Raw genomic sequence first — 13,891 nt, 5'->3', positions numbered from 1 at the left:
CCGTACGACTCAACCGCACCCCCGTATCTCCGAGGTCTCCTATGGCAGCCGAACGTGAAAAGTTTTACGAATGTGAAGTGAAGCGTCGCCGCGTAAGAGCAGCCGGCGGTTACGAATCGTTCTGGAAGGTGAAGCCCATTGCGGTTGCGCTCGAAGACAACGACACCGAGTTCCGTTGCATGAGCTGCGGCGGCGCGGTGAAGCTCTTCAAACGCCGCTCCGAAGACGGCCCCGCCACGCACATCGAGCACAAGCTCAAGAGCGACTCCGAGTACTGCGCCGCCGGCATCTACTTTCTCAAAGCCACGGATGGCCGTCAGGCGCGTCCCTCCGCAACCCCTGTTCGTTAGACTCAAAATCACCGAGGTTTGAAACTTGTCCCAGCCAGCATCGACCGTCTCGTCTGACCTGCAACAACTCGCCTCCGAGGTTCTCTCGAAGGCACTGAAGGCGGGAGCCACCGATGCCGAAGCCGTCGTCTACGAGGGAGACGAGTTCTCCACTCTCGTGCGTCTGGGACAAGTCGAAACCCTGAAAGAATCAGGCTCGCGTGCTGTTGGCCTGCGGGTCTTCCTCAACTCCGGCAAAGCTCAACGTACCGCGAGCACTTCGTCCTCCGATTTTTCAAACGAGAGCATCGCGCGCCTCGTCGAGGGAGCCATCACGCTGGCGAAGATCACCAGCGAAGACCCCTTCGCCGGTCTTCCCGAAGCGCACGAGTTCGGCAAGATCGAAGAGGATCAACACCTCTACTTCGACGACGTCAACGCGATGCCGCCAGCCGAGCGCATCGAGATCGCACGCCGCGCCGAAGCAGCAGCCATGGCCTACGACACCCGCATCCAGAACTCCGGCGGCGGCGACTTCGACACCTCCACCTCGCACAAGATCCTGATGAACTCCCGCGGCTTCACCGGCGAGTACCGCCGCAGCTACTGCGGCTTCTCCGCTGCGCCCATCGCCCACGATGAAAAGGGCAATATGCAGCGCAACTACTGGTTCTCGAACTCGCGCACTGTGACGAAGCTCGAGAATCCTGAGGAGATCGGCCACGAGGCTGCGCGCCGCACCCTCAAGCGACTCGGCGCACGCCAGGTCAAGACGCAAAAGGTTCCCGTCGTCTTCTCGCCCGAGATCGCACGCGGGATCATCGGCAACATCTTCGACGCAGCCAACGGCGACGCCATCTACCGCAACGCCTCTTTCTTCAGCGGCATGCTGGGCGAACAGGTCGCCGGCGAAAACATCACCGTCATCGACGACGGCACCCTCGTTCACGACGGCATCGGCGGCTTCGGCACACGCCCCTTCGACGGCGAAGGCCTGCCCACTCGCCGCACCGTGCTGGTCGAACGCGGCATCCTTAAAAATTACGTCTCGAACACCTACACCGCACGCAAGCTCAACATGAAGTCCACCGGCAATGCCTCACGCGGACTCGCCGGCAACCCCGGCATCGGCGCGGGCAACTTCTTCCTCGAAGCCGGCACGCTCACTCCCGATCAAATCATCGGCGACGTGAAGAGCGGCCTCTACGTCACCGAGACCATGGGCTTCGGCGTCAACCTCGTCACCGGCGATTACTCGCAAGGCGCAAGTGGCCTCTGGATCGAGAACGGCGAGCTAGCCTACCCTGTCGAAGAGATCACCATCGCCGGCAATTTGAAAGACATGTATAAGAACATCGTCGCTATCGGCAACGACCTCATCTTCCGAGGGGCCAGCGCCGCTCCCACCATGCGCATCGAAGGCATGACCATCGCCGGAGCCTGACTTTTGTTCCTAGGAAGGGTCGCGGGACTCGCGTCTTACCTCACGTGCGCTCTGCCAGATAGACCATACAGATGCACCTTTGATACAGAACCAAATGAGCAAAGCTTCTGCGACATCGAGGAGAAATTTCGCTCGGTTCCAATACCGATGGAGTTGGTGACCTGCTAGAAAAGGCACAATGCACAGGATGCATAAGAGCAACGCGATGCCAGCCCACGAGACTTGTCTAATTGACGTTCTTAGCTGTTCGGAAACGTGCTCTTCAAATTCAGCAGCTTCCGTGGCATCCCATTGTTCTTGCGGCTCGACGTTGAACATTTGCGCTCTCAAGCTTTTCTAACACCGATCCTAACCCCATATTCGCGTTCAAGATTACAATTTTGCGACGTCCACCATCCGCATTCGAAGGCATGACCATCGCCGGGGCGTAAGTAGTAGCGCATCATCAGATAAGCGCGACTACAATTCCTTCTGTGGCAACCAGCTTCCATTTCGAACACGTACTAGACTTCACCCCAGGTCAGGCAGACGAGATTCTCCGTGCCATTCCTGCGCTCCCCGGGGTCTTTGCCCTCTGTGGCGCGCGTGCCGAAGACTCCCCCTACCTCACCCAGACCACCGATCTTCGGCGTCGCATGCGGCGTCTGCTCGATCCGCCCGAGTCGCAGTCCAAGCGCCTCAACCTCCGAGAAAAAGTTGCACGCATCGAGTACTGCGTCACCGGCTCCGCCTTCGAGTCCTCGCTCGTCCTCTACCAGGCGACGGCCGCGCACTTCGGATACACCGAGGCCCGCCGCCGCCTCAAGCTTCACACGCCATACTTCCTTCGCATGACGATGGAGAACCCGCACCCACGGGTCTACTCCACCAATAAACTATCGAAGCGCGGCCTCGCCCAGATGTACGGCCCCTTCCCCTCGCGCCTCTCCGCCGAACGCTACTGCGACGCGGTTCTCGACCTCTTCAAACTTCGGCGCTGCTATGAAGACCTCGCTCCGCATCCTGAGCATCCCGGATGTCTCTACGGCGAGATGAAGAAGTGCATCGAGCCGTGCAAGCAGGCCTGCACGCCAGAGGAGTATGCAGTCGAAGCAGAGTCAGTGAAAAAATTCTTCGACACTCGCGGCGAAAGCATGATCATCTCCATCGGCCTCGAGCGCGAGGTGGCCTCCTCCGCGATGCAGTTTGAAAAGGCCGCCTCGCTGCACGCCCAGTGGCAAAAGGTGAAGGCCGCGCAGACGCTCGCGGACTGGATCGTGCGCCCTATCCCCAGGCTGCGCGCCATCATCGTGCAGGCCGCAGGAGACGACGTGGAGCATCCCGATCACGCCGCGTTATTTCTCCTCAACGGCGGCTGCATCGTAGGCCCGGAGCACCTCTCCACCCTCGGTGTCCGGGCCGTGCGCGAGCAGACCAGCGTCGGCAGCTCTCTCTTCGCGCAGCCGCTGATGTTGCAGGCCGTCCCGCTCGAAGGCGAACCCACCGCTTCGAACTCACCCGAGACCCGCGCCGCTTACGTCCTCTCGCTGCTCGAAAAAAGAGCCGAGCCGGAGAACGATCTCGCGCTCCTCAGCGACCACCTCTCGCTCCTCCGCCGCTGGTACTATCGCCCCGAAAAGCAGCGCAACGGCGAGATCTTCTTCCCCAACGAAGACACGGGCGAAAAAGGTGCATGGCCTATTCGGAAGATCCTGCGCGGCGCTGCCCGCTTGGTCGTCGGCGACCCCAAACCCATGGCCGAAACCCAACGCGACGCCGCCAAAGAAGCTGCAAAAGGAATCAAAACCAAGATCCTCCACGAAGGCCGCCCCGACGTGGAACGAGTCGTGCCCGTGCCGCCGAAGAATCGGTAAAGGATTAGCCAATTGACTACTCGTCGTTGCAGATAACACCGACTTCAAGGAAGGATCCGGTAACTACAACTCCGTGGGTTCGAAGCGGAAGAAGATGGATGAGTTGACGTTAGCGTCTGGGCGCTTAGATTCCTTTCTCCATTATGGGACAATCAGCACTGGCAGTTCCTAGAGGTCGCGTGCTCAACCGGTTTTCGATCTTCTCTATCGTCTCGGGTCTTTTCCTCGGCCTCTACATGAGGCACAAGGCAGGAGACAAAGTTTTCCCGACTGTTTGGTTTGGGCGACTTCCCAATCGCTTCTACGCGTGGTGGAAACGTGGCGTCTCGCATCTCAAGAGCGACTGGACGATAAATGACTATCCGGTTCGAGCGAGGAAACAGAATCTTACCGAGTACGATGTTGGCCGCCTCGAGAATCAACCGGGATACTACGCATACATAGTGAACTGGAGCCTTACAGGGTTCGGAACCAGTCCTTCAGATGCACGAGCTGCTCTCGCAACAAAATTTGAGGAGGTGAAGCGCAGCCGACTGCAGGATGGTCTCGATTTGCCACGCCCCGGTCAACAGGTCCCGATTGTCTTTGCTTCAAACGAGCTGATGGATAACTACCCTGAACTGGCAGATGACTTCATCTCGCGGGTTCTCGGACTAGATTGGGCTTTCGTCTCAGATGAGTCAACCCTTTGGGATTTTCACACGGAGCAGTCGAATAACGCCTTGTTCAAGAAAATCGAAGAAATCTACGGTGTTGATGTATCGGATGTAGAGTCGGGCAATATCTCGCGCATCATAGCGCGGATTGCTACCACGTCAGACCGAACTCAATAGAGCTAGAACAAGCTTTCTCTTCTCGACGCGTAGATCGCGTGACGCGACTCATAGGAAATTTGTTTGTCCCGCAAATGGTGTTATCGGAAAGCGATATCCATCATGGACGTCTCCCCAAGTAATGCTTCCGAAAATAGATGACATCCGAAAAACCTAGACATCAGCTAACCAGCCCTGACCTCCCACGCTGGTAAACTCCTCACAGGAGCGAACCCCGTGATCGAACTGGCAGCATCCATCCTTGCCGCAGACTTCGCCCACCTCGCCGACGAGGTTGCCCTGGCCGAGCGTGGCGGCGCGACCATCCTCCACGTCGACATCATGGACGGTCACTTCGTCCCCAACATCACCTTCGGGCCGCCCGTCGTCAAGGCTCTGCGCCCGGTCACCAGGCTCCCGCTCGACTGCCACATGATGGTCGAGAACCCCGACGACTTCATCCCCGACTTCGCCGAGGCGGGCGCCGACATGATGAGCGTCCACCAGGAGGTCTGCCGTCACCTCCACCGCACCATTCAGCAGATCGTCCATCACGGCATGATGCCCGGCGTCGTTCTCAACCCTGCCACGCCGGTCGACACTCTGGTCGAAGTCCTTCCCATGCTGCACTATGTCCTGGTCATGAGCGTCAACCCGGGCTTCGGCGGCCAGAAGTTCCTGCCCCTCGCGCTCGACAAGATCGCCCACCTGGCCGAGCTGCGCGAGGAGATGGGACTCAACTTTCGCATCGAAGTCGATGGCGGCGTTGCTCACGATACGGTCGCTCAGGTGGTCGAAGCAGGAGCGGATATGCTCGTCGCGGGGTCAGCCATCTTCAGCCCGGGCAAGACCGAGCTGAACGCGCAGGAGTTTCTCAAGCTGGCCCGCGCAGCCGGTACGGCACAAGTGGCATAGGCACGGCACAAGTAGCGCAGGAGCGATTAGAATAGAACACAGCCTGAGCGCCCTGGTGCGCGAGGCGGATGGGGTCTTACAGCGGATGAACAAACGTTCTTTTTTCCCAACTCTCAGGGCCAGCGTATTGGCCGGGATGGTTCTCGCCGGCCTGATGGGCGGCTCTCTCAGCAGCATGGCGCAGGTAGCCGGCTCCTCCCAGACCACCACCGACGCCAACGGTCAGCAGCACGAGAGCGTCACTCTCTCCGCAACCCCGGATAAGAAGAAGGACAAAGTCGTCCAGTCCAAAGACACCAAGCAGGAGATGCGCAAAGAGAAGGCGATGAAGCCGGCCGATATGCCCGACGCCAAGCTTCCGGACAAGGTGCTCTACGATAAGGCGCTCGACGCCACCAAGCGCGGCCACTTCGACGTCGCCCGTCTCGACCTTCAGACCCTGCTCAATACCTATCCCGACTCGCAGTATCAGATGAAGGCCAAGCTCGCCATCGGCGATAGCTGGTACCGTGAGGGCGGCACCGCGGCCCTTACCCAGGCCGAGAGCGAGTACAAGGACTTCATCACCTTCTTCCCCAACGCCCCCGAAGCCGCCGAAGCCCAGATGCGCGTCGGCGATATCTACTTCCGCCAGATGGACAAGCCCGACCGCGACTACGCGAAGGCCGTCCACGCCGAAGAAGAGTACCGCTTGATGCTGCAGCAGTTCCCCGAGTCCACGCTGGTGCCGCAGGCCAAGCAGAGGCTGCGCGAGGTGCAGGAGGTCATGGCCACCCGCGAGGCCAACATCGCCGCCTTCTACGGCACGCACAATAACTATCCCGCGACCATCGCACGCTACCAGACCGTCGTCGACACCTATCCGCAGTACAGCCACATGGACGATGTTCTGGTTGGCCTGGGCGATGCGTATGAGGCTGAGGCGCGCTTCGTCCGCACGATGAAGCTGCCCGAAGCCGGCAAGGCGAAGCTCGAAAAGATCTATGACGACCAGGCCATTGCCGCCTACAGCAAGGTTGTCCTTGACCACTCCGCCTCGCCCCACGTTGAAGATGCCCGTGACCGGCTGGATGCGTTGAACGTGAAGATTCCGCAGCCGACGCCGGAGCAGATCGCCGCCAGCGTCGCGCTCGAAAACAGCCGGAGACAATATCGTCTGCAGGATCGCGCCCGGCTTCTCATCCTCCACCAGCCTGACGTCGTCATGGCTGCTCGCGACGGCGAGCCTACCCTGGCCGATCCCACCCCGACCATCGCGCCGCACGTCGTAAACCAGATCAAGGCCGACTTCACCGACGCGCTGAGCCCTAACGCTCCAGCCGCCGGAGCCCCGCTCTCCGCGAAGCCTGCGGCGACCACAGATGCCGCGAGCACAGGAGACGCGCCTGCCGCTGCTCCGGCAGCTCCGACTGCGCCTCTCGCACTCTCGGATGTCCCCGCGGCTGATGCCTCTGGTGCCGGGACGTCCGGCACATCGTCCACCACGAGCATCTCCGGTGCCGCACCCACGCCTCCCGCCCGCTCCGGCAGCACCATCGGAGGAGTGGAGATTCTCAACTCCGGAGCCTCCGGCACCACGGTTCCCGATAGCGGCGGCCTGAAGGCAGTTGGCCCGACGAACTCGACGCCGCTTCCGGCAGCGGAGAAGGCAGCAGACGCTCCCGACGCCATCAACGACATCAAGCCCGGAACCCAGCCCGCAGCCCAGGCAAGCGCCGCCAATGGAAAGAACAAGAAGCCGGGGTTCGACAAGAGCGACGAGTCCGACAGCAAGCACAAGAAGAAGAAGGGTCTGAACAAGCTGAACCCGTTCTAACCCTCCTCAGTCCTTCGGAGAAATAAAAAAGAGGATGCAGCCCTGAGCCGCATCCTCTTTTTAGTGCCTGAAAATCAGTCGCTTCAGGAGGTCTGTCTCACCACAGTTCGACGGCGTACTTGCGGCACAATCAGAGCCAGTAACAATATCAGCGCCACCACGCCCAGAATCGAAGACAGGACAGGGCTCAGCGAGAGCCTTGGATGCGCCCTGGCCTCGCCATGCGCCAGCGGCACATGCGACAGGTGACCGCCCAGCACATACGCGCTTCCGCCGAGCGAGTCATCGGACTCATACACCGCATTGCCGCCCAGCACCGTCGTATCGCCGCCGATACGCGCCTGCGAATCGATGACTGCATTACCCCCGATCACCGTCGCGCCCTTCTCGATTCGCCCGGTGACATTCACGCTGCCGAACAGTACAAACACACGCCCCGTCAGGTCGCCTTCCACCTGCACCGAGCAGAAGACGCAGGTTGCGTTGTGCACCTGCTGACCGGAGGCGACGTAGATATCTTCGCCAAAATACGCCCGGTTCCCCGGCGACTGGCCAAGCGCCGTCGAGGCCAGAAGGAGCAAAAACACGAGGCTGCGTAACGCAAAGTTCGGCAAAATTCCCCCAAAAAGTCACAGTGTGCAGAAGGTGATACGCAGACATCGCAAGCCAGGTTCCCGGAACTCTTTCGTCCCAGCTCCTGCCTCAAGGGGATAAAGCTAAACCCCGCGCCCTCTCGGCCGGCCTGCTCCTCCCGGTCCTACCCCTCCCGGATACATCGGAAACTGGTACCGGTTGCGCCGCACAATATAGACAATCAGCCAGATGACGCCCGCAACAATCAGCAACGGCGCAAACGGAATCAGCAGCCAGAGACGTCCTGGCAGAATCGTCTGCTCCCCACGAATCGCGGCTCCCGAAGCCAGCTTTACCTCGCCTGCAGCAATAGCTACATCGCCTCCGACCGAGGCATCCTGACCCAGCACAAGATCGCCGCCCAGCGAAGCCACATCGCCGGAGATGTTTCGTCCGGAATCCACCATCACAGTTCCAAAGAAGGTGGCGATATCTCCCCGGACCTCTCCGTGAACGCGCACTGTGCAGAACGCGCACGCGATATCCCCGACCGTCTCTCCGTCGGCGATTGTGATGTCAGTCCCAACCCCCACGCGATCCTGCGCGGAGCTGGCGAAGGCCGGGACGGCCGCAGGAAGGAACAAAAGAGTAGCGAGGAGCAGTCGACGCATGCAGGGAGACCTCGTGGGCTAGTGTACGGCGGCGCATAGCTTCAGTGAAGCGCTTTTCCTGCAGCCTCCCGCCACCCCACCGCTTCAGCGGGGAACGCCGGTGGATGCTACCCTTAAAGCACCGATGAGCCAGGAACTTCCAAAAGCATACGATCCGTCAGTTATTGAGCAACGCTGGGCCGAGTACTGGGTCAAGGAACGTCTGTTTGACGTTCCTACACCCGAAACTACGCACGCCGCACAAAAGAAGTTCACCATCCTTTTGCCGCCGCCCAACGTCACTGGCCGCCTGCACATGGGCCACATGCTCAACCAGGCGGAGATGGACATCCTCACCCGCTGGCACCGCATGCGCGGCGAAACCTCACTCTGGGTTCCCGGCACCGACCACGCCGGCATTGCCACCCAGATGATGGTCGAGCGCCAGCTCAAAGAAGAGGGCAAGACCCGCCAGGATCTCGGCCGTAACGCCTTCGTCGAAAAGGTCTGGGCCTGGCGCGAGCTCTACGGCGGAGCCATCCTCGACCAGATGAAGCGCCTCGGCGCGAGCGTTGACTGGTCCCGCGAGTACTTCACCATGGACGATAAGCTCTCCCCCGCCGTCAAAGAGGCCTTCATCCGCCTCTACGAGCAGGGTCTCATCTATCGCGGAGCCTACATCGTCAACTGGGATCCCGTCGCCCAGACCGCCGTCTCCGACCTTGAGGTCGAGCACGAAGAGCGCCTCGGCAAGCTCTACCACATTCGCTATCCATTAGCCGACGGCACAGGCAGCATCGTCATCGCCACCACCCGCCCAGAGACCATGCTCGGCGACGTAGCCGTAGCCGTAAACCCCACCGACGAGCGCTACCTCGCTCTCCAGGGCAAACTCGTACGGCTGCCCCTCAGCGGAATCAACGGCACGCCTGACCGCGAGATTCCCATCCTCGCCGACGACTGGGCAAAACCGGAGTTCGGCACCGGTGCAGTAAAAGTCACCCCCGCGCACGACTCCAACGACTTCGCCATCGGCCAGCGCCACAACCTGCCCAACCTCACCATCCTCGACGAGACCGCGCACGTTCTCCTTCCCGGTTCTCCGTATCACGGCCTCGACCGCTACGCCGCGCGCGAAAAGATCGTCGCCGACCTCGAAGCCCAGGGCCTGCTCGTCGAAATCAAGGAACACACCAACGCCATCGGTCTCTCGCAGCGCACCGGCGTCGTCATCGAGCCGCGCCTCTCGCAGCAGTGGTTCATCAAAATCCAGCCACTCGCCGATAAGGCCATCGAAGCCGTCGATAAGGGCTACATCAAGTTCACTCCAGACCAGTACCGCAAGACCTACGACGAGTGGATGCGCAACATCCACGACTGGTGCATCTCGCGTCAACTGTGGTGGGGTCATCGCATCCCCGCGTGGCACTGCAAAGCCTGCGCCGCCATCACCGTCTCTCGCGAGACACCCACGCACTGCACCACCTGTAACTCCGCCGACATCACGCAGGAGACCGACGTCCTCGACACCTGGTTCTCCTCCGGGCTGCTTCCCTTCACCGTCTTCGGCTGGCCCAACGCAAACCCCGACACCGGCATGCCGGACCTTACGCCCGATCTCGCTGCCTTCTACCCGACGCAACTTCTCGTCACCGGCTTCGACATCCTCTTCTTCTGGGTTGCCCGCATGATCATGCTCGGCTGTCACTTCATGCTCGACGTCCCCATGCCCGACGGCAGCAAGCGAACCCTCGCCGATGCAGTCCCCTTCAAAGAGGTCTATATCCACGGCCTCGTCCGCGATGCCAACCGCGAGAAGATGTCCAAGACCAAGGGCAACGTCATCAACCCCATCGACATCATCGAGCGCTTCGGCACCGACGCCGTTCGCTTCACCCTCGCGAGCATGGCCTCGCCCGGCACCGACATCGCCTTCTCGGAAGCCCGCACCGAAGGCTACCGCGCCTTCGCCAATAAGATCTGGAACGCCGCCCGCTTCCTCTTCATGAACATCGAGAATGCGAAGGCCGCGGGCTACAAGATGACGATGCGCGACACCAACACCGTCACCGAACTCCCCACGAATACCCCACTCGAAACTCGCTGGATCTTCGACCGTCTCAGCGCCGTCTCCGCCGAAGTCGATCGCGCCCTTGCCGACTACCGCTTCGACGAAGCCGCGAACGCCATCTACCAGTTCTTCTGGGGCGAGTTCTGCGACTGGTACCTAGAACTCGTCAAACTCCGCCTGGAATTCTCTCGGGATCGGTCTTCTTTTAGCCAAACAGAAGAAGCAATGTTTCATGCAACAACTGGTCACACGTTGGGTGCCCTCGTCCACGTCTTCGAGAGCGCCCTCCGCCTCCTCAGCCCCTTCATGCCCTTCCTCACCGAAGAGATCTGGCACGCCCTCTACGAAGGCAAGCCGCCGGCAAAATCCATCGCGCTCACCCGCTACCCACAAGCCACCGACTTCCCCGCCGACCCTGTTGCAACCAGCGCAATGAAGACCCTGCAGGACCTGATCGTTACCGTTCGCGGACTGCGCAAAGAACTCGGCGTCCCCGAGAAAGAAGCCACCGCTATTACCATCCACGCGAGCAACCGCATCAATGCACTCGCCGACGCAAATCAGGATGTCCTCGCCCGCATGGCCCGCGTCCAGTCCGTGGAGTTCGCCAGCGAACCTCTCACCGGCACCAACGCCCGCTCCACCGCAGACTTTGACGTCGCCGTCCTCTACGAGCGCCAGATCGACGTACCCGCAGAACGCGAGCGCCTCACCAAAGATCTTGCAAAGTACCAAAAAGGTCTCACCTCGGCGGACAAGCAACTCAACAACGAAGCCTTTACCGCCAAGGCTCCCGCCCACATCATCGAAGGCCTGCGCAAACAATCTGCCGAAACTAAAATCCTCTACGACAAGACCAAAGCCGCTCTCGACGCCCTGCCACCCGCATAGAGCGACGGTCGTATCTGCTGCGTCTCTAGAAGCGCAGCAGATACGACGCCTTTACAAAGAACTGGCGTCCATCGTTGAGGTACTTCGGCGACCGGGGAGCGACCGTATTGTCAGGATCGCAGCTTCCGCCGATCAGCCGGTTGCACAGCGACCGGTCGAGATTCTGAAGATCGTTGTTATACCCGATATAAATCGCTGTGCCGGGATGTGGCAGCCACGTCAGCAACGCCTCTGAACTCACCTGCTTGGTCCGCAGAAGCGACGTCTGCAGCGGATTCACCAGCAGCGAGTCATACTCGACGATCACACGCGCAGAGAGGGCGCGGGTGAACTGATAGTTGATCTTGGTGCGAAGCGTCTGATTCTCGAAGACGCTCGTGCCATGCGCCGCAGAGTGGTTTCTATCCAGCAGGTAGGTGTTGTCGATCGTCACATTGCGAAGCGGATTGAAGCTGACAAGAGCCTGCAAAAACTCCTCGTGCAGAAGAAAAGGAATAGCTCCGGCAGGTGGGTTGTAGTTGGGGTTTCCGCCGTGTGTAAAGACAATGTTGAAGTTCAATTGGGAGTACGGCGCCCCCCTGAAGACAATTCCCCCATAGTTCTCGGTGAGGTTTAGATTCTTCGTGAGCAGAGGATACTCAACAGGCGTAAGCGTATCGGAGTTCTCTCCAACTAGCGGCGCGACGATGATCTTGCGGGCAAACGCGAAGAACGGATCGCCGTTCGTATAGTGATACACGCGATTGCCCTGATGATCGAAGGCGAGGCTGTTGTTCGTCTCCACGCCGATGCTCTGAAAGATGCTGTGCATCGGATACCACTGGTAGCTGGTATGGTTCTGATCGGTGTGGATGTTCGCCGTCTGGATGAACCCCACCTGGCTCACAAAACCGTTGCTGAAGTCCTGATAAGTATTGTCGAAGTTGAACGAATGCCCGTTGCGTGTAAATTCAAGATAGCTGGCCGGACCCGCAGAGTACGTCGCAGCCGAGCCCTCATCACTCACGGTCTTCGTAGAGCTCTCAACCGCCTGACCCTGCGCTGTCCAGTTGCTGTTGAACCGTGCCGTGAAGTCGATTCCTCCAATACGATTCCAGCCCCCGCCAAACTCCTCATCGGTGTAAATAACGCCGAGACTGGAGCCCTTGCCAAAGTCCTCCGTGATGCGGCCAATCGCAAACAGCGCATGCTTGCCACGCAGAGGATCATCGGACGCATAAACCTCGCCGGGCTGCCTATCATCGATAGCAAGAAAGCCGATGTTCGTGCGGCCGACCTTCCCGGTAGCGCGCACGCCAAACTCGGGATGAACGATGTTGCGCGTATAGAGCAGGTTAATAGGCGTCGAAAAATAGTTGGCGTTCTCTAGAAAGAAGGGACGCAGTTCCGGAAAGAAGACCGGATACCGTTGATTGACCGTGAACTGAGGCTGATCCGACTCGACCTGACTGAAGTCCGGGTTGATCGTCGCATCCAGAACAATGCTGTTCTTGAGGATCGCCTTCGCATCTCCGCCTGCGGTGCCTTCAAAGCTGCGCGAGCTGAAATATGGAAACAGCGGATTATCCGCATTCAACGTGTGCTCGTTCTGGATAAGCCCATAGGGGTTGAGCTGTAGATTGTGCGACCCCGTGACGCCTTCAATCCCGTTCAACGTCCCTTCCTGGGGCAGTACGCCCGAGACATTCGCAGCAATGCGCGGCCAGTTATCGCTCTCGCTGTTGCGCGGAAGGCTTCGCATAAAGACCACGCCCCACCCTCCCACGCCCGAGCGAAACCGCAGGCTCCGATAAGGAATGGAGATCATCGCGACCCAGCCGGACTTAGTGACCCGCGCATACGAGTCCCACACCTGGTCGTAGCTGTAGTCCGGATTGTTATTTTCTGTCCATGCAGCATCCGCCTGCACCCCGCTCGGATTCACCGTGAACAAAACCCCGCGACGATGGTCCTCGAACGAATCAAGCAGAACCGAAACGTTATCGTCCTTCAGGATGTTCTCTCGCCGCGCCAGATGCGTGCGAATCGACTCCGGGTGATGGTCGCGACATACAAAAACAAAGACAACCGCCGTCGCCGTCCGCCCAAACCACACGTCCGTCCGTTCCGTGGCGGGCTTTCCATCCGACGGCGCGCTCTGGATGAAATCGGTGACGTGGCCAAGCTTCGCCGCCAGCGCAGCGTTCGGCTGCATGTCTTCCGACTCGGCAAAGTCAGTAAGCCGCGGAGGCTGATCCAGCAGCGGCACCTTCTCCTCCGACGGCAGCTCTCGCTTCGGTGGATCCGTAGGAAGAATCGTAGGATGCTCGCTGCTCTGAGCCACACACACCGCTGGAGCCACACTCAAAAGCAAAACAGCAATGGCTGCCCCACACACGACCCATGAGCGCAGGCGCGAGCCGGGAACCTCTACCCAGATAGTCTTCAGGCTCCGCACCGTCTCTTCCTTGGCCGTACGTCACTCGGCTGTGACTCTGCCCCGTGACTAGTTTACGTCGCAACCCAAGCGAAGGTTCCCCGACATCGCACGAAAGAAA

10 protein-coding genes are annotated in these 13,891 nt (G+C 59.9%); 7 read left to right on the top strand and 3 right to left on the bottom strand.

The window, feature by feature from the left end:
• The first annotated feature begins 41 nt into the window (after nucleotides 1-41).
• From GSQ94_RS20040 to bamD, 6 genes are all read left to right on the top strand, one after another.
• On the top strand, nucleotides 42-350 hold the full coding sequence (locus GSQ94_RS20040; RefSeq protein ID WP_158945707.1) for a hypothetical protein: 309 nt from the start codon (nucleotides 42-44) through the stop codon (nucleotides 348-350).
• A 25-nt stretch (nucleotides 351-375) separates the two neighbouring features.
• Nucleotides 376-1,773 carry a TldD/PmbA family protein gene (locus GSQ94_RS20035; RefSeq protein ID WP_158945705.1) on the top strand — a complete coding sequence of 466 codons (1,398 nt, stop codon included), beginning with the start codon at nucleotides 376-378 and terminating at the stop codon, nucleotides 1,771-1,773.
• A 473-nt stretch (nucleotides 1,774-2,246) separates the two neighbouring features.
• The gene (locus tag GSQ94_RS20030; RefSeq protein ID WP_158945703.1) at nucleotides 2,247-3,626 is read left to right on the top strand and encodes an excinuclease ABC subunit C; all 1,380 of its coding nucleotides are present in this window, start codon (nucleotides 2,247-2,249) and stop codon (nucleotides 3,624-3,626) included.
• A gap of 179 nt (nucleotides 3,627-3,805) precedes the next feature.
• Nucleotides 3,806-4,459: a hypothetical protein gene (locus GSQ94_RS21190; protein ID WP_216843149.1), complete on the top strand. Its 654-nt coding sequence runs from the start codon at nucleotides 3,806-3,808 to the stop codon at nucleotides 4,457-4,459.
• A gap of 216 nt (nucleotides 4,460-4,675) precedes the next feature.
• A complete protein-coding gene (gene rpe, locus GSQ94_RS20020) occupies nucleotides 4,676-5,353 on the top strand; it encodes a ribulose-phosphate 3-epimerase (RefSeq protein WP_158945699.1) in 678 nt (225 codons plus the stop codon).
• 85 nt (nucleotides 5,354-5,438) lie between these two features.
• The gene (gene bamD, locus GSQ94_RS20015) at nucleotides 5,439-7,169 is read left to right on the top strand and encodes an outer membrane protein assembly factor BamD (protein WP_158945697.1); all 1,731 of its coding nucleotides are present in this window, start codon (nucleotides 5,439-5,441) and stop codon (nucleotides 7,167-7,169) included.
• An 83-nt stretch (nucleotides 7,170-7,252) separates the two neighbouring features.
• On the opposite strand, the gene GSQ94_RS20010 is transcribed toward bamD, so the two are convergent.
• Both GSQ94_RS20010 and GSQ94_RS20005 read right to left on the bottom strand, forming a co-directional pair.
• The gene (locus GSQ94_RS20010; RefSeq protein WP_158945695.1) at nucleotides 7,253-7,756 is read right to left on the bottom strand and encodes a hypothetical protein; all 504 of its coding nucleotides are present in this window, start codon (nucleotides 7,754-7,756) and stop codon (nucleotides 7,253-7,255) included.
• Between the two features lie 129 nt (nucleotides 7,757-7,885).
• Nucleotides 7,886-8,413, bottom strand: a complete 528-nt coding sequence (locus tag GSQ94_RS20005) for a hypothetical protein (RefSeq protein ID WP_158945693.1) — start codon at nucleotides 8,411-8,413, stop codon at nucleotides 7,886-7,888.
• Nucleotides 8,414-8,537: 124 nt separating this feature from the next.
• Here GSQ94_RS20005 and GSQ94_RS20000 point away from each other — a divergent pair, with 124 nt between their 5' ends.
• Nucleotides 8,538-11,354 (top strand): valine--tRNA ligase, encoded by a 2,817-nt coding sequence (locus GSQ94_RS20000; RefSeq protein ID WP_158945692.1) that lies wholly within the window; start codon nucleotides 8,538-8,540, stop codon nucleotides 11,352-11,354.
• A gap of 25 nt (nucleotides 11,355-11,379) precedes the next feature.
• On the opposite strand, the gene GSQ94_RS19995 is transcribed toward GSQ94_RS20000, so the two are convergent.
• Complete coding sequence (locus GSQ94_RS19995) at nucleotides 11,380-13,791, bottom strand: carbohydrate binding family 9 domain-containing protein (protein ID WP_158945690.1); 2,412 nt, start codon at nucleotides 13,789-13,791, stop codon at nucleotides 11,380-11,382.
• Between the last annotated feature and the right edge of the window lie 100 nt (nucleotides 13,792-13,891).

This window comes from Granulicella sp. S190 (genome assembly GCF_009766095.1).
Taxonomy (GTDB): domain Bacteria; phylum Acidobacteriota; class Terriglobia; order Terriglobales; family Acidobacteriaceae; genus Edaphobacter.
This window is presented reverse-complemented; position numbering and strand designations above follow the sequence as displayed.

Excerpts from the sequence above, each read along its gene's own strand:
- GSQ94_RS20040 (WP_158945707.1), top strand. The coding sequence starts at position 42 with ATGGCAGCCGAACGTGAAAAGTTTTACGAATGTGAAGTGAAGCGTCGC.
- bamD (WP_158945697.1), top strand. The coding sequence starts at position 5,439 with ATGAACAAACGTTCTTTTTTCCCAACTCTCAGGGCCAGCGTATTGGCC.
- GSQ94_RS20005 (WP_158945693.1), bottom strand. The coding sequence starts at position 8,413 with ATGCGTCGACTGCTCCTCGCTACTCTTTTGTTCCTTCCTGCGGCCGTC.
- GSQ94_RS20000 (WP_158945692.1), top strand. The coding sequence starts at position 8,538 with ATGAGCCAGGAACTTCCAAAAGCATACGATCCGTCAGTTATTGAGCAA.